General features: G+C 78.3%; 1 protein-coding gene. It reads left to right on the top strand.

Features of this window, described 5'->3' with window-relative positions; translation table 11 throughout:
- Nucleotides 1-696, top strand: a 696-nt coding sequence (locus DZG00_RS16170) for a DUF2254 family protein (protein WP_119455858.1), incomplete at both ends; no start/stop codon positions are given.

Below are 696 nucleotides of genomic sequence, written 5' to 3'. Positions count from 1 at the left end.
GCGACGGACGGACCCGGCGACCCGGATCCCGCGGGCCCCGTGCACGTGGTCCGCGCGGCCGCGACCGGGTACGTCGCGGGCGTCGACCTCGCGGCGCTCGTCGCGGACGCGGCACGGCGGGGCGCGCGGCACCGGGTGGTCGCGCTGCCGGGCGCGCACGTGGTGGACGGGGATCCGCTCGTCGAGGTCGTCGGCGGCGACGCGCACGCGGACGACGCGGCCGCCCGCCTCTCGTTCGACCTGCAGCCAGCGCGCACACCCCATCAGGACATCGACTACGCCGTGCAGCAGATGGTGGAGATCGGCGTGCGCGGCCTCGCCTCCGGCACCAACGACCCGTACACGGCGGTGGGCGCGCTCGACGCCCTCTCCGGCGCGCTCCGCACGCTGTGCCTGCGGCCGACGCCCGAGGTGGACGTGCGGCGCGACGCCGACGGGGTGCCGCGCGTGGAGATCCGCTGGCCGCGGCCGGCCGCGCTCGTGTCCGAGGCGTTCCTCGCGATCCGCGCGTACGGGGTCGGGCAGGCGATCGTGATGCGCGCGACGCTGCGGCTCGCCGACCGGTTGGCCGCGGTCGCCGACGACGAGGTGCGCGCGACCCTGCACCGCGAGGTGCGGGCGCTCGCCGCGTCCTACGAGCGGACGGACCCCGAGGCCGTGGACGCGGATCCGCTGCGGGCCCGGCTCGCCGACCTC

This window comes from Clavibacter lycopersici (genome assembly GCF_003576405.1).
GTDB classification, from domain to species: domain Bacteria; phylum Actinomycetota; class Actinomycetes; order Actinomycetales; family Microbacteriaceae; genus Clavibacter; species Clavibacter lycopersici.
This window is presented reverse-complemented; position numbering and strand designations above follow the sequence as displayed.